The organism is Nocardia xishanensis NBRC 101358, assembly GCF_001613365.1.
GTDB lineage: Bacteria > Actinomycetota > Actinomycetes > Mycobacteriales > Mycobacteriaceae > Nocardia > Nocardia xishanensis.
Window position 1 is genome coordinate 16,495 of record NZ_BDCF01000012.1, and the last position, 26,765, is coordinate 43,259.

Below are 26,765 nucleotides of genomic sequence, written 5' to 3' on the forward strand. Positions count from 1 at the left end.
AGTACCGCGAGCGGATTCAGCGGCCAGCCGGCGTGTCCCGCGGACGCCCTACCGCGCCTCTACCCGCGCCGCGTCGTCGGCGGAGTGCGGCTCGCGCGAGGTGTCGCTGATGGTGCCGCTGCCGATGACCTCGTCGCCGAGCGCGTCCGGCCGGTACAGCACGACGGCCTGCCCGCGCGCCACGCCGGTCAGCGGTTCCCGCAGCCGCACCTCGAGGCCGCCGTCCACCGTCTCGGCGATCGCGGGCGCGGTGCCGCCGTGCGCGCGCACCTGCGCGACGCACTCGATCGGGCCTTGCGGCGCCGAGCCCGAGGTCCAGATCGCACGTTCGGCGCGCACCGTCCAGACCCGCAGGTCCTCGGCCGAGCCGACGCGCACGGTGCCGGACGCGGGATCGATGTCGGTGACGTAGCGCGGCTTGCCGTCGGCGGCGGGGCCCGCGAGACCGAGGCCCTTGCGCTGGCCGATGGTGAAGCCGTGCACGCCCTCGTGCTCGGCGAGCACCTTGCCTTCCGCGTCGACCACGGCGCCGGGGCGGATGCCGATCTTGGCGCCGAGGAAGGCGCGGGTGTCGCCGGAAGGGATGAAGCAGATGTCGTGGCTGTCCGGCTTGTTCGCCACCGCGAGGCCGCGCTCGGCGGCCTCGGCCCTGATCTGCGGCTTCGGGGTGTCGCCGACCGGGAACATGGCGCGGGAGAGCTGCTCGGCGGTGAGCACGGCGAGCACGTAGGACTGATCCTTGTCCGCGTCCACCGCGCGGCGCAGCACGCCGTCCTCGAGCCGGGCGTAGTGACCGGTGACGACGGCGTCGAAGCCGAGCGCGACCGCGCGGTCGGCCAGCGCGGAGAACTTGATCTTCTCGTTGCAGCGCAGGCACGGGTTCGGCGTCTCGCCCGCCGCGTAGGCCGCGACGAAGTCGTCGATCACGTCTTCCTTGAAGCGGTCCGCGAAATCCCAGACGTAGAAGGGAATTCCGAGCACGTCGGCGGCGCGGCGGGCATCGCCCGCGTCCTCCTTCGAGCAGCAGCCGCGCGAACCTGTGCGCAGCGTGCCGGGGGTGGCCGAGAGCGCGAGATGCACGCCGACCACCTCGTGCCCGGCGTCGACGGCGCGCGCCGCCGCTACGGCCGAGTCGACACCACCGCTCATCGCCGCGAGTACCCGCATCACACACCACCTTTCGCACTGGCAAGACCAGCGGCTCTGGCCCGCTCCACCACCTGGGGCAAGACATCGAGGAGGGCGTCCACGTCGGCGCGGGTCGACGTGTGCCCCAAGGAGAACCGCAGCGAGCCGCGCGCGACCCATGGTTCGACGCCCATGGCGATCAGCACGTGACTCGGCGTGGCGACGCCCGCGTTGCAGGCGGAGCCGGTCGAGCATTCGATCCCGGCGGCGTCCAGCAGCATGAGCAGCGAGTCACCCTCGCAGCCGGGGAACGTGAAGTGCGCGTTGCCCGGCAGGCGCTGCGCGCCGGGCGGGCCGTTCAGCACGGCCTCCGGAACCGCCGCGGTCACGCCCGCGATGAGAGCGTCTCGCAGCACGGCCAATTCGGCAGCGCGCGTTGGCAGTTCGGCGACGGTGACGTCCAGCGCGGTGGCCAAGCCGACCGCGGCGGCGGTGTCCGAGGTGCCGGAGCGCAGGTCGCGCTCGTGCCCGCCGCCGTGCAGCAGCGGCACGCAACTCACCTGCCTGCCGAGCAGCAGCACGCCGACACCGTGCGGTCCGCCGACCTTGTGTCCGGCGAAACTGGCCGCGGACAGACCGCTCGCGGCGAAGTCGATCGGCAGCTGGGCCGCGGCCTGGATCGCGTCACTGTGCAGGGGCACGCCGAATTCCTGTGCCACCGCGGCCAATTCGGCGATCGGCTGGATGGCGCCTACCTCGTTGTTGGCCCACATGACGCTGACGAGGGCGACCTCGTCGGGATGTTCGGCCAGCGCCGCCCGCAGCGTGCGCGGCGACACGACGCCGTCGGCGTCCACCGGCAGCCAGGTGGCCTGCGCACCCTCGTGCTGCTCCAGCCACTCGACCGCGTCGATGACCGCGTGATGCTCGATCGAGCTCGCGATGATCCTGGTGCGGCGCGGATCGGCGTCCCTGCGCGCCCAGTAGATGCCCTTGACCGCCAGGTTGTCGCTCTCGGTGCCGCCGGAGGTGAAGATCACTTCGGAGGGCCTCGCGCCCAGATTCGCGGCGATCGACTCGCGCGCCTCCTCGAGCAACCGGCGCGCTGCGCGCCCCGATCCGTGCACCGACGAGGCGTTTCCCGGCCGCGCCATGGCAGCCGTCATCGCCTCGATCGCGGCAGGCAGCATCGGTGTGGTGGCCGCATGATCGAGGTAGACCGTCTGGGGCGCAGCACCGGTGACCGGACCCGAAAAAGCCGACTTCATGACCGATAAAGCCTATCCCAGCGTTGACCTGCACAACTTGGGGGTGTCCCCCGCCTTCTACGAATTGCTCACGATCGGCAACCGGCTGACGGCCTTCCGATATTCCCGGAGCGCGCGCCGCGGACCGCTCCCGTGGTGGGCGCGGCGTGCCGTCCGGCCCCTGCAACCGCGGGCCGAAGTCACTCGTCTGCCGGTCCCGGCGTCATCGGATCATCGATATCGGTGCTGCTTCTGCGCCAGCCGGTACCGAACAAGGTGAAACCGGTGCCGCTCAGCATTCGCTCGTCGAGCAGGTTTCGGGTGTCCACGATCACGGCGCGGTCGACGTCGGTCGCGAGCCTCGCCCAATCGAGCGAACGGAACTCGGGCCACTCGGTGAGGATCACGATCGCGTCGGCGTTCTTCGCCACCGCGTAGGGGTCGTCCACCACCCGGATGCCGTCGAGCCCGGGGGCGGCCGACGCTGGGACGCACGGGTCGTAGGCGGCTACCGTGGCGTCGTGGTGGGACAGCTGCCGTGCCACGGCGACGGCGGGAGAGTCGCGCAGATCCCCGGTCCCGGCCTTGAACGCGAGGCCGAGCACGCCGATCCTGGCGCCCGCCAGCGAGCCGTCGACCGTGCCGGTGACGGCGCGGCGGATCTTGCGCATCACCATCGCGTGCTGACGGTCGTTGGCTCGCAGCGCGTCACGGACCAGCGCGAAGTCCACGCCCGCCGCCTCAGCGGCCCGCAAGAGCGCGCGAGTGTCCTTGGGCAGGCACGAGCCGCCCCAGCCAGGGCCGGGCGCGAGGAAGGCGGGACCGATCCGATCGTCCATGCCCATCGCCTCGGTGACCTCGGTGATATCGGCGCCGACCCGTTCGCACAGTTCGGACAGGGTGTTCACGAACGAGAGCTTGACCGCGAGAAACGCGTTGCTGGCGTACTTGGCCAGCTCGGCGCTGGCCGTGTCCGACCGCAGCACCGGCGCGCCTGTTCCCTCGTACAGAGCCACGACACGGTCGGCCGATTCCCGATGCCGCTCGGCCGCCCCGACCACGACGCGGTCCGGGTGCAGGAAGTCGTGCACCGCGTGACCCTCACGGAGGAATTCGGGGTTGCTCACGACTGCTTCGAGCCCGGACAGCGCCGGAATCCGCGCCGCCGTCCCCACCGGGACCGTCGACTTGGTGACGAGCACGCAATCCGGCGGCAGGACAGCGGACAACGTCTCGACCGCGTCCCGGAAGACGCCCAGGTCGGCCCTGCCATCGGCGGCCATCGGCGTCGGCAGGCACAGCAGGACCATTTCGCATTCGCGCAGCGCCTCCGGGTCGGAGGTGAAGGCGAGCCGGTTCTCCGCGAGCCCTTCCCCGACCAGTTCGGGCAAGCCCGGCTCGACGATCGCGACCTCACCCGCGCGCAGCGCCGCTACCTTGCGTTCGTCGCTCTCGACACAGACCACATGATGTCCCAGGTGCGCCAGGCAAGCGGCACTCGTCAACCCAACGTATCCGGCGCCGACCACCCCCACGCGGCTACCCATGTCGCACCCTCTCGTCGAGCAATCCGGCCGCGGCCGACAGCACCTGTTCGGGCCGCAGCGTGAGCAGTCCGGGATCCGGACGATCGGCATGCGGATCGCCGATGTCCCCCGACCACAGCGCCACGTGGTGTCTCGCGGTGGCGGGCGGCCCCCACCGGTGCGGCGGCGTCGGACCGAACAGCAGGACCGACGGTGTGCCGAAGGCGGTGGCCAAGTGCCCTACGCCGGTGTCGCCGCAGACGACCAGTTCCGCGGCGGCCACCATTGCGGCGAGTTGCGCCAGATCGGTGCGTCCCGCGTACACCGACGACGGCGGCAGGCCGGCTTCCTCGGCGACCGCAGTCGCCAAACCGATTTCGCCGCGCGTGCCGGTGATCACCACTCGGTGGCCGTCTGCGCCGAGTTCTCGGGCCACCCGGGCGAACCGTTCGGATGGCCAGCGGCGTGCTGGATAGGCCGCGCCAGGATGGATCACGACCACGTTCCGCTCGGCGGCGGGCTCCGGCGGCGCGGGCAACAGCAGCGCGGTTCGATCGGCGTCGATCCCGCCCCACTCCAGCAGGCGGCACCAGCGATCCACCTCGTGCATGTCGTCGCGCCATTCGAGGCCGGGCAGATCGGCGAAATCCGGGTGACGATGAGTCAGCAGTGTCTCCGGGCGGGTCGCCAGGAGATCGCGGATGCTTTCCGGCCCGCTGCCGTGCACATTGACAGCGAGCCTCGGCGGCGCGGACTGCCATCGCAGCGCACCCAGCCCCGCGGTGGGCAGCAGTTCGTCGACGGCATCGATGAGGTCGACCAAGGGGCGCAGCGCTTCCGGCGCGGCGAGTACGACGCGGTGTTCCTGGTAGGCGTTTCGCAGGCCGCGTAAGGCGGGCACGATGGTCAGCAAGTCGCCGAGGCCGAGCGCGCGGAGCACGAGGATCGCTGCCGCGGTCACGGAGGACCCGCCATCGCCAGCCGTACCGCTTCGGTCAGGTCGCGCGCCACGATCGCTTCGCGCCGCGCGTAGTCGACCTCTTCGGCGCGGGTCCTCGCCGTCGGCACCAGAATCGCGCGGGCGCCCGCGGACATCGCGGCCGTGACATCGGCGCCGGTGTCGCCGATGAGGACACACCTGCCGACATCGACGCCCAGGACGGCCGCGGCGCGACGAACCATCCCCGGCTCGGGTTTGCGGCACGCGCAGCCATCGCCTTCGCGGTGCACACAGACCTGCCAGGTCGCGAACGGTCCGAGCAACTCCTCGACCCGAGTGTTCACCGCGACGAGCTGTCCCGGACTGATCACCCCTCGCGCGATACCGGACTGGTTGCTCACGATGCCGAGCTGGAGACCGGCCGCACGGGCCATGCGTAGCGCCTCGGTGGCCCCCGGCACCGGTCGCACCTCAGTGGGGTCGGCGAGGTAGGGGACATCGACGATGAGCGTGTCGTCCCGGTCGAACAACAACGCCAGCGGCGAAGTGTGCGTCGCGTGCCGATGACGTAGCTCGCCGCGCAGGCGATGCCAGCACGCGGCGGGCGGAATCAGCGCGCTGGTCGACAGCATCCGGCCGATCTCGCCGGGCGTACGCGGTCCGGGCGCGATCCGGCGCGCGGCGAATACGCCGGTCAGCGTCGCCCAGACCGCCGCGGACGCGAGGGCTTGGCGCTTGCGACCGGCCGCGCCGAGCGCGACGGCCAGCGCGCCCGCGACCGTGGTGAGCGCGTGGCGTGGCAGCAGACCCGCGTCTTCGCCGATGCGCTGACGCCACCGAGGACCGTACTTTCGCCGCAGCAACGCGTTGTCGGCGTTCCCGCGTTGCGCTCGGAGGCTGGCCATCGGCCCCGACTCGTGGACCGGGTGGCGGGTGAGCCGTTGTCCGGTCGCGATGACGTAACCGGCGAGGCAGACGCGCAGCGCCAGATCCGCGTCCTCGCGAAATGCCCTGGGGAATCGTTCGTCGAAGCCGCCGACCTCGGCCAGTACGGACCGGCGATAGGCCATGTCCGCCGTGATCCACCGGGCGTTGGCCAGTCGAGCGGTTCCGCGTTCCTCGTCGGTCGGGCGGCGGTCCTCCGGTAGCGGAACCTCGATACGGGCTACGGAAGCCGCCGTCCGCTCGTCGAGGCCGCGCAGATCGCCGGCCAAGCGGGCGGGCCAATCCGGCGCGGTGAGCACATCGTCGTCGAGGAAGGCGATCCACTCGCCCGACGCGTGCCGCCAACCCGCGTTCCGCGCCGCGGCGGGTCCGCGGCCACCCGAGCGGATGACCCGCAGCGGCAGTTCCAGATCGGGCAACGGTAGATCCGCACCGCCGCGCCGATCGTCCACCACGACGATTTCCCGTGGCTCGGGACCCACCGCGGCGGCCAGCGACTCGACGAGGGATCGAAGGCTTTCCCGGCCGACGGTCGGAATGACCACGCTGTAGTCCACGGCGGGGCCGTTCATGCGCGGCGGACCAGAAACGGGCCGATGGCCAGCAGATCGATCGGTGCCGAACCGAAGCACTCGAGGGCGTCGCGCGGCGAATCGACCATCGGCCTGCCCGCGGTGTTCAGGCTCGTGTTGACCACGACCGGCAGACCCGTGCGCCGGTCGAACTCCGCCAGCATCCTCGCCACGAGCGGGTTGTCCGCGGGATCGACGGTCTGCACCCGCGCGGTGCCGTCGACATGCGTCACGGCGGGGATTCGCGCGCGCCAGTCGGGAGCGACATCGTGCACGAACAGCATGTACGGGCTCGGCAACGGTCCGCGGCCGAAGATTTCGGACGCCCGCTCGGCGAGCACCATCGGCGCGAGCGGCCGGAACTGTTCACGCCCTTTCACGTCGTTGAGGCGTTCGAGATTCGCGGCCCGGCCGGGATGCGCGAGCAGCGAACGATGCCCGAGCGCGCGCGGGCCGAACTCGGCGCGGCCCTGGAACCAGGCCACCACCTCGTCCTCGGCGAGCGCCTGCGCCACGGCGGCCGCGACGTCGTCGGACCTCGTGTATCGGACCTTCGCCGTGCGCAGAACGCTTTCCAGCTCCGGGTCCGTCCACTCGCGACCGAGGCCTGCGGCCCGCATGGGGGCGGCACGCTCACCGAACTCGGCCGCCAATTGCAGCGCGGCGCCGAGCGCGGTCCCCGCGTCACCGGCGGCGGGCTGCACCCAGATCCGTTCGTAGCGGCCTTCGGCGTGCAGCCGGGTGTTGGCCACGCAGTTGAGCGCGATGCCGCCGGCCAGGGTGAGGTCGCGCTGACCGGTCTGACGGTGCAGCCATGAGGTCAGCTCCAGCAGCACGTCTTCGAGTCGTCGTTGCACGCTCGCCGCGAGGTCGGCATGGTCGCGACCGAGTTCACCGCCGGTCGCGGCGGGTGCGAAACGCTCCCAGTCCACCGGTTCGGTGCGGAAACAGCCGTCGTCGGTGGAGTACACGAGTTCCCGGAACCGGTCGAGGAACCTCGGGGATCCGTAGGACGCGAGTGCCATCACCTTGTATTCGTCGCTCGAGCGGGCGAATCCGAGGTGTTCGGTGAGGTTTTCGTACAGCAGCCCGAGCGAGTGCGGCAGCCGCTGGGCCGCCAGCTCGACGAACTTGCCGTCGCGGTATTCGCCCGCGAGATAGGACTGGCTCTCGCCGCGTCCATCGGCCACCAGGACCGCGGAGTCACCGCACGGGGCCGCGAGCGCCGCCGACGCGGCATGCGCCAGGTGATGTCGCACGAAGCGGACGATCGTGGGATCGAGGCCGGGCAACGCGGCCGCGAGGAACGCGGGCGCCCTGCGCGCGTAGTCCGTTCGGGTCGCTTCGCTTCCAGGGTCGAGGCCGTCGAGCGAATGGTCGACCAGCCGCGGGTCGTAGGAGTAACCCACCGCGTCGAGCTGATCGGGACGCAATCCCGCTTTGCGCAGGCACCAGGCGGCCGCGTGCTCGGGCAGCTCCCAGGCGGAGAACGGCACCGGCCGCTTGCCGTGTTTGCGACGGGTGAACCGCTCTTCCTCTGCGGCCGCGACGATTTCGCCGTCGACGATCAAGGCAGCGGCAGGATCGTGGAAGATCGCGTTGATTCCCAGAATGCGCACGGGCCCGCCTTTCTGTTCGAGACGCGGCGACCTGTCGGCCTGCCCGCTGACATATGGGGGCGCTACCCGTCGAAGTCACCACTAAACCGGCGCGCCGATCAGCGGCGCGCCTCGTCGGCCGACACGGCCGCGCGCCCGGCGAACCAGTCGATCGTGCGGCGCAGGCCATCCGCCCTGCTGATCACCGGCCGCCAGCCGAGTTCGCGGCGGGCCAGCGAGATGTCCGGGCAGCGCCGCTTCGGATCGTCGATCGCGCCGTCGACATACCGCACGGTGGACCGGCTTCCGGTCGCCTCCCGAATCTCCTCCGCGAGACGACGGACGGAGACTTCCTCCGGATTGCCGATGTTGACCGGTCCGGGATGGCCGGTGAACGCCAGCGCGAGCAGCCCGCGCACGGTGTCCTCGACGTAGCAGAGCGAGCGGGTCTGCTGGCCGGTTCCTGCGATGGTGAGTGGTGCGTCCGACAACGCCTGCGCGATGAAGGTGGGCACCATCCGGCCGTCGTCGGTGCGCATCCATGGACCGTAGGTGTTGAAGATCCTGGCGATTCCGGTGTTCACGCCGCGCTCCCGGCCGAACGCCATGGTCAACGCCTCGGCGTACCGTTTCGCCTCGTCGTAGACACTGCGCGGACCGACCGGATTGACGTGCCCCCAGTAATTCTCGGGCTGCGGGTGGACGACCGGGTCGCCGTAGACCTCGCTCGTCGACGCGAGCACGAATCGCGCTCGATTCCGCTCGGCCATCTCCAGGGCGTTGGCGGTGCCGAGCGAACCGGCTCGGAGCGTCTCGATCGGCAGCCGCAGATAGTCCGGAGGCGATGCGGCGGACGCGAGGTGGAAGACCACGTCGAAGGAACCTAGCGCGGGCAACGGCTCGGTGACGTCGTGCCGCACGAGATCGAAGCCGGCTCGGTCGAGCAGCCGGGCGACCGTGTCCAGTGTGGACGTCGCGAAGTTGTCGAGCGCGACCACCGAGGTGCCCGCGTCGAGCAACTGCTCGCACAGATGCGACCCGACGAACCCGCAACCGCCGGTGACCAACGCGCGTTCCGCCGTCATCGGATGACCTCGGCGAGCAGGGAATTCCACCGGCGCAGAAAAGCGTCGAGGCCGTAATGCTCCAGCGCGAACTGCCGTCCGGCCTTGCCCGCGAGCTCCGCCAAGTCGGGTTCGTGCAGGAATTCGCGGAACTTCGCGGTGAGCCGGGCGACGTCGGAGGACAGGACGCCCGCTTCCGGCGGCACCGCGCTGACGGCCTCGGTCGTGGCCAGCGCCACCACCGGCATGGCCAGGTGCATGGCTTCGAGGAGAGACAATCCGAGCGAGGTCCAGCGCGCGGTGTGCAGATAGACCCTCCGCTGCGCCATTTCGCGATGCAATGCCCGCTGTTCGAAGTCGCCGATGCCGCGAATCGGATGTCCGGTGGGTCTGTCCGCGGTGAAGTCGACGGCTCCGATGCCGTACAGATCGATGGGCCCCGCCATCGCGAAGTCGGGCAGCAGATCACTTCCGGTGATCCTTCCGCGCCGCTCCGGTTCGTTGATCAGCGCCACGCCATGCGGCACTTCGCCGGTGTACAGCGCGCCGGGGTCGACGATGCCGTGCGGCACGACGCTGGTGGGCGCGATTCCGTTGTCCCACATGAGGTGGTTGAAATGGGTGACGTGCACGATCGGGATGTCGGCGCGATCCGCCAGCGGGTGCCTGGTGGTGGCCGCGCTGGGACGCGGCGTGTTGTGCTCGACATAGATCGCCGGAATCTCGCGGCCTGGATCACGACCCAGCCAACGCCGGGTGAGATCGATTTCCTCCGGGCGTTGCAGCACCACAACATCGGGCTCGGTGTCGCGCAGTTCCCCCGCGGGCACGTCTTCGGCGGACGGCCACTCGCGGCCGCACCGCCCTCGGCCCCAGGGCCCGCCGCCGTCCACCACGGGGACCAGGTAGTGGTGGGGTCCTCGGACGAACGAAGTCGTCCAGGAACCGTGCACGTGCCAGAGCAGTACGTTCAGCCGTCCGATCGTCTCGGCCATGTCGATAGCTCTTGCCTCTTGCCGCCGGATCAAACCTGCGTCGCGCTTCGCCGGGCCCGGCTCCGGCCATGTCCCGCGGCAACACCGGCGCGGCGTCCTCGACGGCGGTTTGAACCGGGGGCGCCAGGAAATGCCGGCGATATGAGCGGACCGAACGCAGTCACGTTCCTTACCGGCAATGCGTCCACCGAGACGATCGAGATACTCGATCCCACCACCGGCGCCACCGTCGGCAAAGTGCCGATGACCGGTGTCGCCGAGATCGATGCGCAGATCGAGCTGGCCACTCGTGTTCAGCCCATGTGGGCGCGCACCCCGGCGGCCGAGCGGGCCGCGGCGCTTCGAGCTTGCGCCGCCGCGCTGCGCGCGCATGCCGACGAACTCGCCGAGCTCAACCACGTCGAGACCGGACGCCCGCGACCCGAGGGCAAGGAGGGAGTGCTGGCCGGAGCCGCGACATTGGAGCAATACGCCGAACTGGGACCGGTGCACCGGGGAAAGAGCCTCCAGGGCGACTTCGAGGCGACCGACCTGATGGTGTGGGAACCGCGCGGCGTCGTCGTCGCCCTGACGCCGTGGAACGATCCCGTCGCGGTGTCCTGCGGTTTGCTCGGCGCCGCGCTGGTCACCGGAAACACGGTGGTGCACAAGCCGAGTGAGCGCGCACCCCATACCGGCGGCCTGCTCGGCGACCTACTCGCCCCTGCGCTGCCCGAGGGCGTCCTGCAGACCGTGCAGGGCGATGGGAGGGTCGGCGCACTGCTCGCCGCGCGCCACGACATCGACGTCATCGCGCACGTCGGCAGCACGGCCACGGGACGGTCGATCGCGAAGAGCGCCGCCTGCACCGGGGCCAAGGCCCTGCTGGAGAACGGCGGCAACGACCCACTCGTCGTCGACGCCGGGGTGGATCCGGTGTGGGCCGCGGGACAGGCCGCGCTCGGCGCGTTCGCGAACTCCGGTCAGATCTGCGTGGCAGTGGAGCGGATCTTCGTGCACGTCGATGTCGCGGAGGCGTTCTTGGCGGCGTTGGTCGCCGAAGCCGAGTCCAGGAAGCCGGCGCCGCTGGTCGACCGGCGCCATCGCGACCGGGTCCACGCCCACGTGCGCGACGCGGTGGACCACGGGGCCGAACTGGTGACGGGCGGTGTGGTGCCGGACGGCGCCGGTGCGCACTATCCGGCCACCGTACTGACGCACTGCGATTCGACCATGCGGATCATGCGCGAAGAGACCTTCGGTCCTGTCGCGCCGGTCCGGGTGGTGGATACGTTCGAGCAGGGCATCGCGGAGGCCGCGAACGACGATTACGGTCTCGCGGCGACCGTGCTGACTCCGTCGCTGGCCAATGCCCAGCACGCCTGGCGGGAACTGCCGGTCGGCACGGTGAAGATCAACGCGGTGTTCGGTGGAGCGCCCGGTGGTGCGGCGCATCCACATCGGGCCAGCGGAACCGGTTTCGGTTACGGACCCGAATTGCTGGACGAGATGACCCAGACGAAGGTAGTGCACCTGCGTCCGGCGCCCGAGTAGGTCGCCGCACCCGGTGGTCCCACCCCGCGACGATCGAGACGCGCCGGAAGCGCAGAGCACGGCGCGGACCACCGTCGTCATCGTCACTCGTAACCGTGCCGCGGAACTGGCCCGCACCTTGACCGAGTTGCGGGCACTGCGCCCGAGTCCAGCGATCGTCTTGCTGGACAACGCTTCCGACGACGACACCGCGGGCACGGCGGAGGCTTTCCCTGATGTGGAAGTCGTCCGGCTGCCGCGCAATCTCGGAGCGGCCGCACGCAACCTCGGCGTCGCGATGGCCCGGACACCCTACGTCGCCTTCAGTGACGACGACTCCTGGTGGGCCGCCGACGCGCTCCCGGCAGCGGAGCGGCTGCTGGACGCCCATCCCCGGCTCGCCCTGATAGCGGGACGCACGCTCGTCGGCGCGGACCACCGCGAGGATCCCGTCAACCAACGGATGGCAAGCAGCCCGCTCGGACGCCTCCCCGGCCTGCCAGGCCCATCGGTGCTCGGCTTCCTCGCCTGCGCCGCGATCGTCAGAAAGGAGGCGTACCTGGAGGCAGGCGGCTTCAGTCCGCTGTTCGGTGTCGGTGGCGAGGAAGGGTTGCTGTCACTCGATCTGGCGGCCCAGGGCTGGCACCTCTGCTACGTGGCGGAAGTCCGCGCCCACCACCATCCGTCGCAGCGGCGACCGCCCACCGGTCGGCGCAGGCGGACCGAACAGCGCAACAGCGTGTTGATCGTCTGGATGCGGCGGCCGCTACGGCGTTGTGCGGCCGAGTCCGTCGGCTTGCTGCGTCGAGCGACGCGTGACCCGGGGACCTTGCTGACGATCGCGGGAATCGTTCGCCGCCTGCCGCGGGCTCTCGCACAGCGGCGCCGATTGCCGCCGGACGTCGAACGCCTTGCCAGGACAGTGGAACTCGCCGAGGCGAGGAATTGACCGGAGGGGCCCGGCCACCGGACAGCGGCCTCCTTGCTGTCGTAGTAGACCCGGCCTGCTGTCGGGTTACTTCGTGCAGGGCAACGCCCCACTTCGAACTCGGCTTGGCGTACCTCATGGGAGCCGACGGCCTCCCAACGGACCTGGACAAAGGGCAGAGCCCACCTCGAGAAGTCACACGCATGCCAGTGGCCATGGCACGTGCAGCAGGGAGAGTTGCTGCTGGACGAGGCCCGTGCGCGCCCCGGCTCACAATGTTCGACGAGGTGAATCGCCCCAGGTGAATGGCTGCGTATGAGTCACAGCGGGGTCACCTGGCTCGCGGTGGATGAGTTCCCGACGACTCGGACCGGCGAAGATCTCCACCGTCAACAGTTGTGTGGGCTAGGCGAGCCGTCTGCACCGTCTCGGCCAGAAAGGGCGTCGCGGCGACGATCCGCCATGAAGTGCATGCCTCACGGACCGGGACCGCACTCGAGTGAACGCACGACAGTTTCCCGGCCGGTTTCTACGATTCAAATATTTGCTGTCAATTTGCTCTGCACCGCGCTCGTTGTCGTCCAGACTTGGTTGACCATGAAGTTCCGGCGATCGGAGGTAGCAGTGTGAGCGAGGAAGCCAGCACTCCCATCCGCCCGACCTGGGTACCGGAAAACCTGTACCCGTATTCCAGTCATTTCGCTGAGATCGACGGCTCGCGTGTGCACTACCTCGACGAAGGCAGCGGGCCACCGCTGGTTCTGCTGCACGGCAATCCGACCTGGTCATTCCTCTACCGCGATATCATCGCCGGCCTGCGTGACCGGTTCCGCTGCATCGCGGTGGACTATCCCGGCTTCGGACTGTCCCGGGCGGCGCCCGGCTACGGCTTCACGCCGGTCGAGCATGCCCGGGTCGTGGCGGAACTGGTGTCCCGGCTCGACTTGCGCGAGGCGACGCTGATGGTGCAGGACTGGGGTGGACCGATCGGATTCGCCGCGGCAGGCAGGCACCCGGATCGCTTCGTGGCCTTCATCATCGGAAATACCTGGGCCTGGCCGAAATCCGACCCGAGCACGCAGGCCTTCTCGCGATTTCTGGGCGGCCCGGTCGGCGGTTGGCTGATCCGGCAGCGCAACTTCTTCGTCGAACGGATCATCCCCGCTGGTGTGCGCCGCAAGAAACTGGACAAGACGGTGATGGACGCCTACCGGGGCCCCTTCCCGACACCGGAATCGCGCGAGCCGGTCCATGTGTTCCCTCGCGAAATCCTGGCGAGCCGACCGTTTCTCGCCGATGTCGAGCGCGACCTCGACGCGGTGCGGGACCGGCCGGCACTGATCGTGTGGGGCACCAAGGATGTCGCCTTCCGCGCCCCCGAACGCCGTCACTGGGAGGAACTGTTCGCTGACCATCGGACGGTCCTTCTCGACGGCGCCGGCCACTACATCCAGGAAGACGCCGCCGACGAAATAGTCGCCGCGGTCCGGCAGTGGCGACCGGCCGACAACTGACTCAGGACCGGTATCGAGCGCCGGTCGATTTCGGCTCGAAAGATTCAGCAATCCGATAGTTACGTTTGGCGATCATCGTGTGGACCCGGCGGCGATCGAGTTCCGGGCTGTGCGCACGATCGAGCAGCGCCGGACGGGACGGGAGTTCGATGCGTACACGGAAGCGCTGGCACGCCCTGGTCGCACTCGTTACGATCGCGGCGGCACTGCTCGTGCCCGGGGTCGTGGTCCCCTCGGCGAACGCGACCGTCGTGCCGTTCGGCAATGAGTTCCTCTGGGGTGTGGCGTCGTCCGGGTTCCAGTCCGAGGGGTACGCGCCCGAGAGCAACTGGACCCGCTACATCGATTCGGGTGCGGCCGGGGACGAGTATCCGAATTCGGTCGACTTCATCAACCACTATGCCTCCGATATCAATCTGGCCGCGCGCCTGGGGGTTCGGGTGTACCGGATCGGGGTCGAATGGGCTCGATTGCAGCCGGAACCGGGAATCTGGGACGCGTCGGCATTCCAGTTCTACGACGACGTGATCGCCCGTATCGTCGCGGCCGGAATGCGGCCGATGCTCACTCTGGACCACTGGGTGTACCCGGGCTGGGCGAGTGATCGCGGCGGCTGGCGCAATCCGGGCATGGTCGAGGATTGGCTGGCCAATATGCGAAAGGTGGTGAACCGCTATGCCTCTCGCAACCCGCTGTGGATCACTTTCAACGAGCCCGCCGCATATGTCGGAACCGAGCTGCGTATCGGCGCCATCACCGTCGACGAGGCTCCCGCGATGCTGGACCGAATGGCTCAGGCCCACAACACGATTTACGACACCATCCACCGCGCCGCGCCCAACGCACAGGTCACCAGCAACCTCGGCTACGTAGCGGGCGCCGAGACCGAGGTCAACCAGCCAATGGTCGACCGAATCGCCGACAAGCTCGACTTCATCGGCGTCGACTACTATTTCGCGGTGCTGCCGGAATCCGGTCAGTCGGTACAGGGCGGTTCGAACCAGGGCCCCGCGATTTGGGAACTGCCGATTCGCACCGAAGGCATCTACTACGCGCTGCGGCACTATTCGCGCCTGTTCCCGGACCGCCCGCTGTACGTCGTCGAGAACGGCATGCCCACCGAGAACGGCCTCCCGCGGGCGGACGGTTACACTCGCTCCGAACACCTCCGCGACACCGTCTACTGGCTGCAGCGCGCCAAGGCCGATGGCATCGACGTGGTCGGCTACAACTACTGGAGCCTGACCGACAACTACGAATGGGGCAGTTACACACCGCGTTTCGGCCTCTACACCGTCGACGTCCGCGCCGACCCCACCCTGGCCCGCCAACCGACGGACGCCGTCGAGGCCTACCGCACGATCATCCGATCCGGCGGGGTCCCCGCGGACTATCGACCGACTCGTCCGCCCGCCGAATGCGCCCTGGTAGACCCGCCCGAAAGCTGCGATCAAACGGTCGGCCTCCCTGATTAGACCGCGAGCACTCCGAATGCCCGGTGTCGAGGGAGTAGCTGTGTGCCGCGCAGATGCCGGAGCGCGCCATGACACGCATCGATCAGGCCGCGGGCCTGGCGGCGATGGCGTCGACCAAACGAGCCAGACCGTCGGCCCCGAAACCGGAATCGACGGCGCGTTGCACGAGGCTTTGCGATGCCTGGAACATCGTGCCGTCGAAGCCGAGGGTTCGAGCGCTCTCGGAGAGATGAGCGAGTCCTGCCGACGCCGAGGCGATGGTCGATATGCCGCCAGGGAAGTCGTCCGCCTCGACCTGGCCGGCGAACCGATCGAGCATCTCCGGCAGTAACGCGGTGATGCTCGCGGCGAACGGCGCGAGGTCGGCGCCGGAGATTCCTTCCGCACGAGCCATCGCGAGGCTGTGGATAGACCGTGCCGCGCGTGCCCTTTCAGCCGGCGACAGCCGACATCACCCTCGTCGGGGTGATGCACGCGCTCTCCGATCCAGCGCGACTCGAGATCGCCTTCCGGCTCGCGGACAGCGACGGCGAGAACTGCTCGGGCATCGGCGAGGACATCGACTTGCACAAATCGACCCTGTCGCACCACTACCGGGTGCTGCGGGAGGCCGGGGTCACGGCGACCACGATCGAGGGACGCACGCGCGTCGTTCGGCTGCGGCGTGACGACCTCGAGGCCCGCTTTCCCGGACTGCTCGGCGCCGTGCTCAACGCGTACGGCGGTCGCTGACTCGCGCAGACGTTCGCCGCCACGGCGCGCGATGAACGTCGACGACGTCCTCCGCTGGACGCTGCGCACGCCCGGCATCGCCGTCCCCGCGGCGCGGATCGGCGATCTCGTGCAGGCCGCAGTTCGCAAGCCTGCCGGCGAGGCCAGGTTGCCGAGCGAAGACTGAATTCGCCAGCGCGCCAGAGGGTTGTGAGTCGACTGTACGTCCATGCCGACCGTCGACACCGGCGTGCGACGCCTCTCGGATTCAGGCGGGCGTGCCCTCGGCGACCTCCCGCGGGCGAGCCGCACGACCGCTCAACTCAGGCAGGCATCCGTCGGTGCCTCCCACGGGCGAACCGCGCGACCGCTGAACTCAGGCGGGCGTGCCGTCGGTGGCCTGCCGCGGGTGTGCCGCGCGGCCACGGAAAAGCGCGACGGCCCTGCTGCGCAACCCGGGTCGCCTGACACCGTGATGTGCGCCCGCGCCGGTTCGCGCCGGTTCCTGCGGCGCAGGGGCCGGATCCTGCACGCGGGTCGCGGTTGCTTCGATCCATTCGGTGTCGGTCGACGAGTGACGCGGGAGTTCCGCGCCGCGCACGGCCAGCTCGCAGCGGCGGGCCAGATCCTTGCGGTCGAGACCGGGGTATTCCGGTGTCTCCAGGACGATCTCGGCGATCATGCCGCGCGAACGCAGCACGCGCACGGCCGAGTTGCCGAAGGAGTCCTCGCCGACGAAGCTCGGCACGGTGCAGCGGTCGCCGTGCCCGTTCAAGTAGCGCAACCGCACGGGCTGCACGAAAGTGCCGGTGTCGATCGCGGCCTGGAACAGGGCGGGCCGCATAGTGCCGTAGGCGCGTCCGCACCAGGTGGTCCCCTCGGGGAACATCGCGACGCGCTCGCCCGCAGCGAGGCGGGCACTGAGCTGTGCGACGACATCGGGCAATTGGCGCAACCGCTCGCGTTCGATCGGAATGACGCGCATCAGCTGGGCGAGGCTACCGAGCAGCGGCCAGTCGATCAGGTCCGCCCGCGCGACGAACCCGAGCGGCTGCACCGCGGCCAGCGCGACCACGTCGGTCCAGCCGATGTGCCCGGTCACCACGAGCACCCCGGTGCCGGGATCGGCGTAGCGGACATCGGCGGCGGCGGCCGCGGCGGCGGCGCGTTCGGCGCCGACGCGCGAGGCGATGGCGCGCTCGGCGGGCACCGGGTCGGTGGGAATCCGGTTGTCCACCACGCGAAGCCGCATGCCGAGACAGCGCAGCAGCACGCGCGCGTATCCGCGCTGCACGTCCGCCCGCCGTCCCGCGGGGAGCGCGAGGTGGCACACCGGATAGGTCAGCAGCAGCCCGGCGATACCGAGCGCGCGGGCGACCACCCGCGCCGTGCCGATCTCGCCGATCGGCTCGATGCAGCCGGGCCCGCAGGGGCTCGACGGCATCCACGCGTGCACGGCCTGTGCGGGCGGCGCATCGAAGACCACGGTCCTCACCGTCCCCCGTCGAGGGAAGCGGCCGCGCCCTGTAGTCGCTCCAGATACCGCGTGTTGATGGTGTCGAGGCCGAGCAGCGCGACGAAGTCGGCGACAGCGAAGTCGGGATCGTGTGCCGGTTCACCGCAGATCTCCGCGCCGAGACGGAGGTAGCCGCGCAGCAGCGGGGGCAGCTTGGGGCGCGAGGGCGGGGTCAGCTCGTCGAGCGTCTTGCCCTCGACGACCACCGGACGGTGCGGGTGCACCCGCCGCTCGGGGTCGGAGGCGTGCCGTCCGAGCAGCATGTCCCGCACGCCGCGCACATTCACACCGGCCGGATCCTCCGGGGTGTCCTGCATCGGCACCGACACGCACCCCATCACCCACTCGTATCCGGTGAGCTGGATGTAGTGCAGGATGCCCGCCCACATCAGGGTGAGCACCGAACCGTTGCGGTGATCGGGAACCACGCAGGCCCTGCCCATTTCTACGATCCGCCGACCTGAGGGATCCAGCTGGGCGAGGTCGAATTCGGTGGCCGTGTAGTACCCGCCCGCCGCGGCGACCTTGTCCGGCGGCAGCATCCGATAGCAGCCGACGAACTGCTCGGTGACGTCGTCGCGGACCAGCAGGTGGTCGCAGTGCTCGTCGAAGCGGTCGGCGTCGCGTCCGGTGCCGTCGTCGGGGATGTGGAAGCCGGGCTCGTTGGCGAACACGCCGTAGCGCAGCCGCTGCGCCGCCTCACGATGGTCGGCGTCGGACGAGACGACCAGCGAGTAGCGCGACCGCTCCACCCCCGAGTCCGTCGGTCGAGCCGGGGCCGTCAGCACGGACGAAATAGTCATATCCGTCATGAAGCCAGTCCGACACTGCGCCGGGGCAACCTCGAAGTTGCCTGCCGATGCAGGCTAGGTGAACGAGACGACGATCACACCCAAGGTTCACCGACCCGTCGCGCACCGTTAGCATCGACGCGTCGTGGAGTCGCCTTTTCCCTGCTTAGGCAAGTTTTCAGCGTCCGAAGACGGCGATCGCACCGATGCGGGCGCATCGGTGCGATTCGTTCGGCCGCTTTCAGGCGGCGACTTTTTCCGGTACGCGGGCTCGCGTCGGCGCCGGTTCCACCTCGTCGAAGCCGGGACGTCCCGTTCCGATGAAGGCGATCAGCCACGAGGCCACCGCCGCGAAGCGGTTCCGGAAGCCGACCAGGTACAGCAGGTGCACGGCGAGCCACATGAACCAGGCGATCACGCCGCGGAAGGTGATACGGTCGTTGAGCTTCACCACCGCGCTGAACCGGCTGATCACCGCCATGCTGCCCTTGTCCCAGTACTTGAACGGGGTGCCCGGCAGCTTCTTGCGGCGGATGATGTCGGCGGCGTGCCTGCCCTCCTGCATGGCCACCGGCGACTGACCGGGGTAGCCGTTGAGCGAGGTCATATCGCCGATGGCGTAGATGTCCGCGTAACCGGCGACGGTGAGGTCCGGGTTGATCAGCAGCCGTCCCGCACGGTCGGTCTCGACGCCCGTGGCCTCGGCGAGGATCTGGGCGAACCCGCCCGCCTGCACACCCGCCGACCAGACCACGGTCTCCGCGGCGATCTTGCGCTCCACGCCCGCCTTGTCCTTGACCGTCACCTTGCCCGGCTCGATGTCGGTGACGAAGGTGTCGACGAGCACCTCGACGCCGCTGCCGGTGAGCGACTTCTTCGCGTACTCCGAGAGCCCACCGCCGAAGGGCGGCAACACCTCTCCGGCGCCCTCCACGAGGGAGACCGAAACCTCCTGGTGGTAGTGCCTTTTCGCGAGTTCCTTCAGCTGGCCGGCGACCTCGACGCCGGTCGCGCCCGCGCCGACCACCACGAAGCTGAGCAGCCTGCGCTTGGTCTCGGCGTCCGCGGTCGCGGCCTCGGCGAAGACCCGTTCGATCTGCGCGCGAAGCAGTTTCGCGTCGTCGATGGTCTTCAGCGCGAAAGTCTTCTCGGCGAAATCGTCACGGCCGAAATAGGACTGCGAGGCGCCGGTGGCCGCGATCAGCGAGCCGTACCGAATCCGGTGGCGCACACCGTCGGTGACGTAGGTCACGACCGCGCGATCCGGATCGATGGCGACGACCTGGCCGAGGCGCACGTCGGCTTCCTTGTGCCTGCGCAGCACCGACTCGATGGGCGGGGCGATTTCGTGCGACGCCAGCACACCCGTCGCGACCTGGTAGAGCAACGGCTGGAACAGATGCTCCGGCGTGCTGGAGATGAGTACGTAGTTGATTCCCGACTTTGCCAGTTGCTTGGCGGCGGCCAGCCCCCCGAATCCCGATCCGACGACGACCACATCTGCGTGTTCCATGACAGCCTCCTTCTCTCATTACCAACCGTCATTCGGAACGCAGATATTTCACGTGTTCAGGCGCATAATAGAGATGACTCTTATCTGGATCGTTCATGAATGGGAGATTTGCCGTGGAGCTCCGCCAGCTGGCATACTTCGTCGCGGTCTGCGAAGAACTCAGCTTCAGCAGGGCCGCCGCGCGATGCTTCATCTCGCAATCGGCGATAAGTCACCAGATCGCCCGGCTCGAACGCGACTTGGGCGTACCGCTGTTCGAGCGCTCTACCAGGGCCGTCGTGCCCACCGACGCGACCACCCGGCTACTTCCGCTGGCGAAACAAATGCTCAGCCTGGAATCCGCTATCCGCGCGGCGGTTCGGGCCTCCGGGCCACGAATCCGCTTGGCCGCCAACATGTCCTTCGCGAGCCGATCGCTGTCCGCCATCGCGGGCGCGCGGGCCGCGCATCCGGACGCGGAGATCGAATTCGTGATCAAGCCGTTCCGCCAACGCATTACGGCCGTCGCGGACGGCGACTGTGATCTCGCACTCATCCGCGGCCGGGTCGACCAGCCCGGCCTGATGGTGGAACAACTCTGGGTCGAGGATCTCGTGATCGCCACCACCAGCGGTCATCCGCTGGCCACCCGCGACACCGTCACCCTCAACGATCTCAGCCCGTATCCCCTGCTGCTGCCGCCCGAACAGGAACAAGTGCTGCTGCACAACATCATTCGCAGCGCCTTCGCTGATCTGCCCGTGGGCCCGACCTTCGGCCCGCCGATCCCGCCCGACCACACCGCCACCATGGAGCTGATCAACCGCCCCGAGGCGTGGACCGTTCTCTATGCCCAGAGCCCCACCGAAGGACTCGTCGTCCTGCAACTCGCCGAACACCGCCTGCGCATCCCCGTCTCGGCCGTCCTCCGCGACGACGCCCGCCGCTCCCCCATCCTCACCACCCTGCTGGCCACCCTCCAGCGCAGCTGAGACAGCAACAAAAAGACCCCGTCAAACCTGCTGCTACGCAACGTAACAACAGATTTGGCGGGGTCCGGGTAACTCACCGGGTATGGGCTGAGTCCGCTACCGCGCCAACGAAACACGGCGGCGCAACCCAGCCCGCACCCAAAGCAGCCGCCTTAGACACGGAGAGGCGGAACAGCCTAGCCCTTGTGGGCCTTGACCGCTTCGGTCAGCTGCGGGGCGACGTTGAACAGGTCGCCCACGATGCCGTAGTCCGCGATCTCGAAGATCGGGGCCTCTTCGTCCTTGTTGACCGCGACGATGGTCTTCGAGGTCTGCATGCCCGCGCGGTGCTGGATGGCGCCGGAGATGCCGAGGGCGATGTACAGCTGCGGGGAGACCGTCTTACCGGTCTGACCGACCTGGAACTGGCCCGGGTAGTAGCCCGAGTCGACGGCGGCGCGCGAAGCGCCGACGGCCGCGCCGAGCGAGTCGGCCAGCGCCTCGACGACCGCGAAGTTGTCGGCCGAACCGACGCCGCGACCACCGGAGACGACGATGTTCGCCTCGGTGAGCTCGGGACGGTCACCGGCGACGACCGGCTCGCGCGAGGTCACCTTGACGACACCCTCTTCCTGAGCGGGGACCTCGACGGTCACCTTCTCGCCCGCACCGGCCTGCGCGGCGGCCTCGACCGCACCCGGGCGGACCGAGATGACCGGCACGTCGCCGTTGGCCTTGGCGTCGACGGTGAAGGCGCCACCGAAGATGGAGTGCACGGCGGAGCCGTCGGCGTTGACGCCGATGACGTCCACCAGCAGACCGGAGCCGATGCGGGCGGCGAGGCGGCCCGACACCTCCTTGCCTTCGGCGGAGGCGGCGACGATCACGGCGGCCGGGGAGACCGACTCGACCAGACCGGCCAGCACGTCGACCTTCGGGGTCACCAGGTAGTTCTCCACATCGTCGGACTCGGCGATGTAGATCTTCTCGGCGCCCGCGGCGGCCAGCGCGTCGGCCAGCTTCTCGCCGGTCCCGGCGGCGCCGAGCACGACGGCGGCCGGGGTGCCAAGGGTGCGGGCGGCGGTGAGCAGTTCGGTGCTGACCTTCTTGATCGCACCGTCGGCGTGCTCGACGAGCACAAGTACTTCAGCCATTTGTGTTCTCTCCTAGGAAGTCTCGTCAGCCGGGGCGGATCAGATGATCTTCTGACCGATGAGGTACTGGGCGATCTTGGTGCCGCCTTCGCCCTCGTCGGCGATCTTCTCGCCCGCGGTGCGCGGGGGCTTCGGGGTGGACGCGGTGACGCTGGTGCCCGCGTTGGCCACACCGACGGTCGACGGGTCGACACCCAGATCGGCCAGCGTGAAGACCTGAACTTCCTTCTTCTTGGCCGCCATGATGCCCTTGAAGGACGGGAAGCGCGGCTCGTTGATCTTCTCGGTGACCGAGACGATGGCCGGGAGGGTGGCCTCCAGCTTGAAGACGCCTTCGTCGGTCTCGCGCTCGCCGGTGATCTTGTCGCCGTCGACGGTCAGCTTGCGAAGGTGGGTCAGCTGGGGCAGGCCCAGGTACTCCGCGATGATCGCGGGCACGGCGCCCGCGCGGCCGTCGGTCGCCTCGTTACCGGCGATGACCAGCTCGACACCCTCGACCTGGCCGAGCGCGCTGGCCAGCACCCACGCGGTCTGCACGGCGTCGGAGCCGTGGATCGCCGGGTCGTTGATGTGGATGGCCTTGTCGGCGCCCATGGACAGCGCCTTGCGGATGGCCTCGGTGGCGCGGTCCGGACCGGCGGCCAGCACGGTGACCTCGCCGCCCTGGGCCTCCTTGATCAGCAGCGCCTCTTCGACGGCGCGCTCGTTGATCTCGTCGAGGACCGCGTCGGCGGCCTCGCGGTCCAGGGTGTAGTCACCATCGGACAGCTTGCGCTCGGACCAGGTGTCGGGAACCTGCTTGATGAGTACGACGATGTTCGGCATCGGTCTTCGTCGACCTCCTGTTCTGGGGGCGTGTATCTGGCGGTCGCACGAGCTGGGCCGTACGTCCTGTTGAGGTAGCTCAGGGCGTGACACTACCCTACGCTAAGTTACTCATGGGTAACTTAGCGGCTTCTCTCTCACTACACCGGTCCGGGCGATATCGTGCGCGACCCTTACCAGTAACGTCGGTGCGATGAGCGAGGCTGTGATCCCTGCCGCAGTGGGCGACCCGAGGGTCATGACTGCGGAAAATGCCGGTGCCGTCGAGCCTTTGCCGCTGACCGGCGAGCGCACCGTACCCGGCATCGCCGAGGAGAACTACTGGTTCCGCAGGCACGAGATCGTCTACGCCCGGCTGCTCGACCGATGCGCGGGAAAGACCGTGCTCGAGGCGGGTTCCGGCGAAGGCTACGGCGCCGACATGATCGCCGGCGTGGCCACCAAGGTGATCGGCCTCGACTACGACGCGAGCGCGGTCGCGCACGTGCGGGCGCGCTACCCGCGCGTCGAGATGATCCAGGGCAACCTCGCCGCCCTGCCGCTCGACGACGCCTCGGTCGACGTGGTGGTGAATTTCCAGGTCATCGAACACCTTTGGGATCAGGGCCAGTTCCTGCGGGAATGCCTGCGGGTGCTGCGGCCGGGCGGCGAGCTGCTGATCAGCACGCCCAACCGGATCACCTTCTCGCCCGGCCGCGACACCCCGCTCAATCCGTTCCACACCCGCGAGCTGAACGCGGACGAACTCACCGAGCTGCTGGTCGACGCCGGTTTCGAGGTCGCGCTGATGACCGGCGTACACCACGGCGCGACACTGAAAGCGCTGGACGCCAAGCACGGTGGCTCGTTCATCGATGCGCAGATCGAGCGCGCCCTCGCCGGCGAGCCGTGGCCCGCCGAGCTGACCGCCGACGTGGCCGCGGTGTCCATCGACGACTTCGACCTGATCACCGAGGACATCGACGCCAGTCTCGATCTCGTTGCCATCGCGGTGAAACCTTGACCGACAACGCGGTACCCGGCCAGTTCACCCTGGTCCTGCACTCCCATCTGCCCTGGCTGGCCCACCACGGCCGCTGGCCGGTCGGCGAGGAATGGCTCTACCAGTCATGGGCCGCCTCCTACCTGCCCGTCGTCGAGGTGCTGAGAACCCTTGCGGCGGAAGGACGTTCACATCTGCTCAGCCTCGGCATCACGCCGGTGCTCGCGGCCCAGCTGGACGACCCGCACTGCTCGGCAGGCATGCACCACTGGCTCGGCAACTGGCAGCTGCGCGCCGACGAGGCCGCCATGGCGGGCAACGTCGCGCTCGGCAGGCACGAACACCGGCTCGCCGCGGCGGCGTTGACCGAGTTCGAGCAGCGCTGGCGGCACGGCGCGGCGCCGGTCTGGCGCGAACTCGTCGACGCGCAGACGATCGAGCTGCTCGGCGGTCCGCTGGCACACCCCTTCCAGCCGCTGCTCGACCCGCGACTGCGCGACTTCCAGCTGCGCGAGGGACTGGCCGACGCCCGCAGGCGCTGGGGTCACACACCGACCGGCATCTGGGCGCCGGAGTGCGGATACACCCCGGGGATGGAGCTCGGCTACGCGGCCGCCGGTGTGACGCATTTCATGGTCGACGGGCCCGCTTTGCGCGGCGACAGCAGCCTCGGACGTCCGGTGCGCGACTCCGATGTGGTGGCCTTCGGGCGCGATCTCGCAGTGAGCTACCGGGTCTGGTCGCCCAAGTCCGGATATCCGGGCCAGGCCGCGTACCGTGACTTTCATCACTACGACCACGCGACAGGTCTCAAACCGTCCCGCGTCACCGGCAAGACGGTCGCCGGGCCCGACAAGGCGCCCTACGACCCAGAGCTGGCGGCCGCGGCGGTGGTGCGCGACGTCGACGACTTCGTGCGAACGGTGCGCGAGCGGCTGGTCGCCGAGTCCGAACGCATCGGCCGCCCGGCCCTCGTGGTGGCCGCCTTCGATACGGAGCTGTTCGGGCACTGGTGGCACGAGGGTCCGCAGTGGCTGGCCCAGGTTCTGCGCGCGCTGCCGGAGGCGGGCGTCACCGTCGGCACCCTGGCCGACGCGCGGGAACGCGGATACGTCGGTGCGCCCGTGCAGCTGACCGATTCGTCCTGGGGCTCCGGGAAGGACTGGCGGGTGTGGGCCGGTGATCAGGTGCGCGATCTCGTCGAACTCAACGACGAGGTGGTGCGGCTGGCGCTGGACACCCTGGACAAGATGCGCGCCGGAAACTCGTTCGCGCTGCGCGATCCGGTCGCGGATCAGTTGCTGCGCGAGGCGATCCTGACGGTGTCCAGCGACTGGGCTTTCATGGTCAGCAAGGACTCCGCGGCGGGCTACGCGCGGGAGCGGGCGCACCAGCACGCGCATGCCGTCAGGGAAATCGCGGCGGCGGTCGGCGCGGGTCAAGTCGCCAAAGCGCGGCAGTTGGCGGCAGGATGGTACGCGGCCGACGGATTCTTTCCCGGATTGGATGCGCGACGGCTCCCCAGTACCGACCCCACCGGGAACCTGGGCCCGGCCCCCGAAGGCCAAGCCGCAGAAGGCCCTGACCGACAAGGCCCTGCCTGAGAAGGACTTGCATGAAAATCTTGATGGTGTCGTGGGAGTACCCACCGGTTGTGGTCGGTGGGCTGGGTCGCCACGTACATCACCTGGCCACCGAGCTCGCCGCGGCGGGCCACGAGGTGGTCGTCCTGTCCCGCCGCCCCTCCGGCACCGACTCGTCGACGCATCCGACGCACTCCTTCATCGAGGACGGCGTGCTGGTGGTCGCGGTCGCCGAGGATCCGCCGTGCTTCGACTTCGGCGAGGACATGCTGGCGTGGACCCTTGCCATGGGCCACGCCATGGTGCGCGCCGGCGTCGCGCTCGGCAAGCCGGGCATCGGTGACGGCTGGACGCCCGACGTCGTGCACGCGCACGACTGGCTGGTGGCCCACCCCGGCGTCGCCCTCGCGGAGTACTACGACGTGCCGCTGGTCTCGACCATCCACGCCACCGAGGCCGGCCGTCACAGCGGCTGGGTCGCGGGCAAGGTCAACAAGCAGGTGCACTCCGTCGAGTGGTGGCTCGCCAACGAGTCCGACGCGCTGATCACCTGCTCGACCTCGATGCAGGACGAAGTGCAGCGCCTCTACGGTCCCGAGCGCATCCCGATGACGGTCATCCGCAACGGTATCGACGTGGGCGCGTGGACTTTCCGGCCGCGCTCCCCGCGCTCCGGCCCGCCCCGGCTGCTCTACGTCGGCAGGCTCGAGTACGAGAAGGGCGTGCAGGACGCCATCGCGGCGCTGCCCCGCATCCGCCGCGCCCACCCCGGCACCACGCTGACCATCGCGGGCGTCGGCACCCAATTCGAATGGCTGCGGGAACGGGCCAGGGTGCACCGCGTCGCGCGCGCGGTCACCTTCGCGGGCCAGCTCGGTCATCAGGAACTGCTCGGCTGGCTGCACGGCGCCGACGCCATCGTGCTGCCGAGCCGCTACGAGCCGTTCGGCATCGTGGCGTTGGAGGCGGCCGCGGCGGGCACCCCGCTGATCACCTCGACGGCGGGCGGGCTCGGCGAAGCCGTCATCGACGGCGTGACGGGCGCGTCCTTCGAACCCGCCGACGTGGACGGCTTGGTGGAGGCGGTGCGCGCCACGCTGGACGACCCCGTCGCCACCCAGGACCGCGCCTACGCCGCGCGGGAACGACTGACGGCGGACTTCGCCTGGGATGTCGTCGCGGCCGAGACCGCGCAGGTGTACTCGGCGGCCAAACGCCGCGTGCGCAATCCACTCGGCAGGCCGGTCATCGTGGAACGACCACTGCCGGAACGGGATCCGAACAACCCGCTCTGAC

At 69.3% G+C, this 26,765-nt stretch carries 24 protein-coding genes; 10 read left to right on the forward strand and 14 right to left on the reverse strand.

The window, feature by feature from the left end; translation table 11 throughout:
- Window positions 1-48: 48 nt before the first annotated feature.
- From mnmA to NX1_RS11660, 8 genes are all read right to left on the reverse strand, one after another.
- Window positions 49-1,167: a tRNA 2-thiouridine(34) synthase MnmA gene (gene mnmA / locus NX1_RS11625; protein ID WP_068057572.1), complete on the reverse strand. Its 1,119-nt coding sequence runs from the start codon at window positions 1,165-1,167 to the stop codon at window positions 49-51.
- Entirely contained in the window at window positions 1,167-2,396 is a 1,230-nt protein-coding gene (locus tag NX1_RS11630) for a cysteine desulfurase family protein (RefSeq protein WP_068057574.1), read from the reverse strand. Before NX1_RS11630 ends, mnmA begins: the two co-directional genes overlap by 1 nt.
- A 179-nt stretch (window positions 2,397-2,575) precedes the next feature.
- The gene (locus NX1_RS11635; RefSeq protein ID WP_068057576.1) at window positions 2,576-3,922 is read right to left on the reverse strand and encodes a UDP-glucose dehydrogenase family protein; all 1,347 of its coding nucleotides are present in this window, start codon (window positions 3,920-3,922) and stop codon (window positions 2,576-2,578) included.
- Window positions 3,915-4,862 carry a glycosyltransferase family 9 protein gene (locus NX1_RS11640; RefSeq protein WP_068057578.1) on the reverse strand — a complete coding sequence of 316 codons (948 nt, stop codon included), beginning with the start codon at window positions 4,860-4,862 and terminating at the stop codon, window positions 3,915-3,917. Before NX1_RS11640 ends, NX1_RS11635 begins: the two co-directional genes overlap by 8 nt.
- Window positions 4,859-6,358, reverse strand: coding sequence for an HAD-IIIA family hydrolase (locus NX1_RS11645; RefSeq protein WP_068057580.1), 1,500 nt, complete (start codon window positions 6,356-6,358; stop codon window positions 4,859-4,861). The genes NX1_RS11640 and NX1_RS11645 overlap by 4 nt, the downstream gene beginning before the upstream one ends.
- Window positions 6,355-7,977, reverse strand: a complete 1,623-nt coding sequence (locus NX1_RS11650; RefSeq protein ID WP_068057582.1) for a carbamoyltransferase family protein — start codon at window positions 7,975-7,977, stop codon at window positions 6,355-6,357. The genes NX1_RS11645 and NX1_RS11650 overlap by 4 nt, the downstream gene beginning before the upstream one ends.
- Before the next feature lie 98 nt (window positions 7,978-8,075).
- The gene (locus tag NX1_RS11655) at window positions 8,076-9,041 is read right to left on the reverse strand and encodes an NAD-dependent epimerase/dehydratase family protein (protein ID WP_068057584.1); all 966 of its coding nucleotides are present in this window, start codon (window positions 9,039-9,041) and stop codon (window positions 8,076-8,078) included.
- Window positions 9,038-10,015 (reverse strand): glycosyltransferase, encoded by a 978-nt coding sequence (locus tag NX1_RS11660; protein WP_068057586.1) that lies wholly within the window; start codon window positions 10,013-10,015, stop codon window positions 9,038-9,040. The genes NX1_RS11655 and NX1_RS11660 overlap by 4 nt, the downstream gene beginning before the upstream one ends.
- A gap of 141 nt (window positions 10,016-10,156) precedes the next feature.
- Between NX1_RS11660 and NX1_RS11665 the strand changes: the two genes are divergently transcribed.
- From NX1_RS11665 to NX1_RS11680, 4 genes are all read left to right on the forward strand, one after another.
- Window positions 10,157-11,548, forward strand: a complete 1,392-nt coding sequence (locus NX1_RS11665) for an aldehyde dehydrogenase family protein (RefSeq protein WP_068057587.1) — start codon at window positions 10,157-10,159, stop codon at window positions 11,546-11,548.
- A 13-nt stretch (window positions 11,549-11,561) separates the two neighbouring features.
- Window positions 11,562-12,476: a glycosyltransferase family 2 protein gene (locus NX1_RS11670; protein WP_068057589.1), complete on the forward strand. Its 915-nt coding sequence runs from the start codon at window positions 11,562-11,564 to the stop codon at window positions 12,474-12,476.
- Between the two features lie 605 nt (window positions 12,477-13,081).
- Window positions 13,082-13,969: an alpha/beta fold hydrolase gene (locus NX1_RS11675; RefSeq protein ID WP_068057591.1), complete on the forward strand. Its 888-nt coding sequence runs from the start codon at window positions 13,082-13,084 to the stop codon at window positions 13,967-13,969.
- Between the two features lie 149 nt (window positions 13,970-14,118).
- Window positions 14,119-15,444: a family 1 glycosylhydrolase gene (locus tag NX1_RS11680; RefSeq protein ID WP_068057592.1), complete on the forward strand. Its 1,326-nt coding sequence runs from the start codon at window positions 14,119-14,121 to the stop codon at window positions 15,442-15,444.
- An 82-nt stretch (window positions 15,445-15,526) separates the two neighbouring features.
- Here the strand turns inward: NX1_RS11680 and NX1_RS11685 are convergent, their stop codons facing one another.
- Window positions 15,527-15,889 (reverse strand): imine reductase family protein, encoded by a 363-nt coding sequence (locus NX1_RS11685; protein WP_373864877.1) that lies wholly within the window; start codon window positions 15,887-15,889, stop codon window positions 15,527-15,529.
- Here NX1_RS11685 and NX1_RS11690 point away from each other — a divergent pair.
- Both NX1_RS11690 and NX1_RS38365 read left to right on the forward strand, forming a co-directional pair.
- Window positions 15,868-16,176, forward strand: a complete 309-nt coding sequence (locus NX1_RS11690; RefSeq protein WP_245668445.1) for an ArsR/SmtB family transcription factor — start codon at window positions 15,868-15,870, stop codon at window positions 16,174-16,176. The two genes, NX1_RS11685 and NX1_RS11690, sit on opposite strands and share 22 nt — an antisense overlap.
- Window positions 16,177-16,207: 31 nt before the next feature.
- The gene (locus NX1_RS38365; protein ID WP_281216256.1) at window positions 16,208-16,342 is read left to right on the forward strand and encodes a hypothetical protein; all 135 of its coding nucleotides are present in this window, start codon (window positions 16,208-16,210) and stop codon (window positions 16,340-16,342) included.
- A 189-nt stretch (window positions 16,343-16,531) separates the two neighbouring features.
- On the opposite strand, the gene NX1_RS11695 is transcribed toward NX1_RS38365, so the two are convergent.
- The 3 genes from NX1_RS11695 to NX1_RS11705 form a co-directional block, all read right to left on the reverse strand.
- The gene (locus NX1_RS11695; RefSeq protein ID WP_373864876.1) at window positions 16,532-17,641 is read right to left on the reverse strand and encodes a lysophospholipid acyltransferase family protein; all 1,110 of its coding nucleotides are present in this window, start codon (window positions 17,639-17,641) and stop codon (window positions 16,532-16,534) included.
- A 5-nt stretch (window positions 17,642-17,646) separates the two neighbouring features.
- The gene (locus NX1_RS11700) at window positions 17,647-18,474 is read right to left on the reverse strand and encodes a GNAT family N-acetyltransferase (RefSeq protein WP_068057821.1); all 828 of its coding nucleotides are present in this window, start codon (window positions 18,472-18,474) and stop codon (window positions 17,647-17,649) included.
- Window positions 18,475-18,703: 229 nt separating this feature from the next.
- Complete coding sequence (locus NX1_RS11705) at window positions 18,704-19,975, reverse strand: NAD(P)/FAD-dependent oxidoreductase (RefSeq protein WP_068057598.1); 1,272 nt, start codon at window positions 19,973-19,975, stop codon at window positions 18,704-18,706.
- 113 nt (window positions 19,976-20,088) lie between these two features.
- On the opposite strand from NX1_RS11705, the gene NX1_RS11710 reads away from it, so the two are divergent.
- Window positions 20,089-20,946: a LysR family transcriptional regulator gene (locus NX1_RS11710; RefSeq protein ID WP_068057600.1), complete on the forward strand. Its 858-nt coding sequence runs from the start codon at window positions 20,089-20,091 to the stop codon at window positions 20,944-20,946.
- A gap of 176 nt (window positions 20,947-21,122) precedes the next feature.
- Here NX1_RS11710 and NX1_RS11715 read toward each other — a convergent pair whose 3' ends face one another.
- On the reverse strand, window positions 21,123-22,079 hold the full coding sequence (locus NX1_RS11715) for an electron transfer flavoprotein subunit alpha/FixB family protein (RefSeq protein WP_068057602.1): 957 nt from the start codon (window positions 22,077-22,079) through the stop codon (window positions 21,123-21,125).
- A 39-nt stretch (window positions 22,080-22,118) separates the two neighbouring features.
- Entirely contained in the window at window positions 22,119-22,904 is a 786-nt protein-coding gene (locus tag NX1_RS11720) for an electron transfer flavoprotein subunit beta/FixA family protein (RefSeq protein WP_068057604.1), read from the reverse strand.
- Window positions 22,905-23,142: 238 nt separating this feature from the next.
- Between NX1_RS11720 and NX1_RS11725 the strand changes: the two genes are divergently transcribed.
- The 3 genes from NX1_RS11725 to NX1_RS11735 are packed head-to-tail and all read left to right on the forward strand — an operon-like array spanning window position 23,143 to window position 26,764.
- Window positions 23,143-23,907, forward strand: a complete 765-nt coding sequence (locus NX1_RS11725; RefSeq protein WP_084501362.1) for a class I SAM-dependent methyltransferase — start codon at window positions 23,143-23,145, stop codon at window positions 23,905-23,907.
- Window positions 23,904-25,490, forward strand: coding sequence for a 1,4-alpha-glucan branching protein domain-containing protein (locus NX1_RS11730; protein ID WP_068057608.1), 1,587 nt, complete (start codon window positions 23,904-23,906; stop codon window positions 25,488-25,490). The genes NX1_RS11725 and NX1_RS11730 overlap by 4 nt, the downstream gene beginning before the upstream one ends.
- A gap of 11 nt (window positions 25,491-25,501) precedes the next feature.
- On the forward strand, window positions 25,502-26,764 hold the full coding sequence (locus NX1_RS11735) for a glycosyltransferase family 4 protein (protein WP_068057610.1): 1,263 nt from the start codon (window positions 25,502-25,504) through the stop codon (window positions 26,762-26,764).
- The last annotated feature ends 1 nt before the right edge of the window (window position 26,765 follow it).

Bases quoted from the DNA above. Each gene is read 5' to 3' on its own strand.
- mnmA (WP_068057572.1), bottom strand. From the start codon at position 1,167: ATGCGGGTACTCGCGGCGATGAGCGGTGGTGTCGACTCGGCCGTAGCG.
- NX1_RS11630 (WP_068057574.1), bottom strand. From the start codon at position 2,396: ATGAAGTCGGCTTTTTCGGGTCCGGTCACCGGTGCTGCGCCCCAGACG.
- NX1_RS11635 (WP_068057576.1), bottom strand. From the start codon at position 3,922: ATGGGTAGCCGCGTGGGGGTGGTCGGCGCCGGATACGTTGGGTTGACG.
- NX1_RS11645 (WP_068057580.1), bottom strand. From the start codon at position 6,358: ATGAACGGCCCCGCCGTGGACTACAGCGTGGTCATTCCGACCGTCGGC.
- NX1_RS11655 (WP_068057584.1), bottom strand. From the start codon at position 9,041: ATGACGGCGGAACGCGCGTTGGTCACCGGCGGTTGCGGGTTCGTCGGG.
- NX1_RS11660 (WP_068057586.1), bottom strand. From the start codon at position 10,015: ATGGCCGAGACGATCGGACGGCTGAACGTACTGCTCTGGCACGTGCAC.
- NX1_RS11665 (WP_068057587.1), top strand. From the start codon at position 10,157: ATGAGCGGACCGAACGCAGTCACGTTCCTTACCGGCAATGCGTCCACC.
- NX1_RS11680 (WP_068057592.1), top strand. From the start codon at position 14,119: ATGCGTACACGGAAGCGCTGGCACGCCCTGGTCGCACTCGTTACGATC.
- NX1_RS38365 (WP_281216256.1), top strand. From the start codon at position 16,208: ATGAACGTCGACGACGTCCTCCGCTGGACGCTGCGCACGCCCGGCATC.
- NX1_RS11700 (WP_068057821.1), bottom strand. From the start codon at position 18,474: ATGACTATTTCGTCCGTGCTGACGGCCCCGGCTCGACCGACGGACTCG.
- NX1_RS11705 (WP_068057598.1), bottom strand. From the start codon at position 19,975: ATGGAACACGCAGATGTGGTCGTCGTCGGATCGGGATTCGGGGGGCTG.
- NX1_RS11715 (WP_068057602.1), bottom strand. From the start codon at position 22,079: ATGGCTGAAGTACTTGTGCTCGTCGAGCACGCCGACGGTGCGATCAAG.
- NX1_RS11720 (WP_068057604.1), bottom strand. From the start codon at position 22,904: ATGCCGAACATCGTCGTACTCATCAAGCAGGTTCCCGACACCTGGTCC.
- NX1_RS11725 (WP_084501362.1), top strand. From the start codon at position 23,143: ATGACTGCGGAAAATGCCGGTGCCGTCGAGCCTTTGCCGCTGACCGGC.
- NX1_RS11735 (WP_068057610.1), top strand. From the start codon at position 25,502: ATGAAAATCTTGATGGTGTCGTGGGAGTACCCACCGGTTGTGGTCGGT.